The following is a 606-nucleotide window of genomic DNA, read 5'->3' on the forward strand; positions in this document are numbered from 1 at the left end:
ACCGGCCGGGAGGTGCGTCGCGGTCGATCATGCGCAGATCACACGGATTCTCGGGTCGGTTGACGACCCGCTGCACGAGGGTGTGCGAGCCGCGAATGACGCCGCGCAGGTGCTGCTTCGGGGACGTCGCAGGTCCGGCGCGTTCGCGCTCTACGATCTCGCGCACGGGTGGGGTTCCACCGAGGAAGGCGGGATCGTGCCGATCCCGCTGGACGAGCGCACGGTGGGATACGTGTTTGTGCAGGAATTGATGATCGCAGCGAACGAGGCGATCGCCATGTGGTGCGTGCAGGAGGATCTTCCGGTTCTGTTCCGCAATCACCGCAGCGCGGTGACCGCGGGCAGCACGGAGGACCTCGCGGCGGAGGTTGCGGTGGCGATGACGGATCCGGTGCTGTTCGAGAAGCTGCGTTCGCGTCTGCAATCGTCGTATCGTGCTGCCACGTACGCCCCGACGGTGCACGGCCATCACGGGCTTCGGTTGGCGGCGTACACGCACGCGACGTCGCCGCTGCGCAGGGTGTCGGACCTGATCACCCAGCGGGTGATCTTCGCCCACCTCGACGGCGGGCCTGCCCCGTACACCACAGAGCAACTCGGCAACCT

General features: G+C 67.2%; 1 protein-coding gene. It reads left to right on the plus strand.

All coding sequences use genetic code 11. The features are described from left to right. A partial coding sequence (locus RJ1_RS45185; protein ID WP_143169634.1) for an RNB domain-containing ribonuclease occupies positions 1-606 on the plus strand: 606 nt, incomplete at both ends.

The sequence above is a fragment of the Rhodococcus jostii NBRC 16295 genome (assembly GCF_001894825.1).
In the GTDB taxonomy this organism is placed as follows: domain Bacteria; phylum Actinomycetota; class Actinomycetes; order Mycobacteriales; family Mycobacteriaceae; genus Rhodococcus_F; species Rhodococcus_F jostii.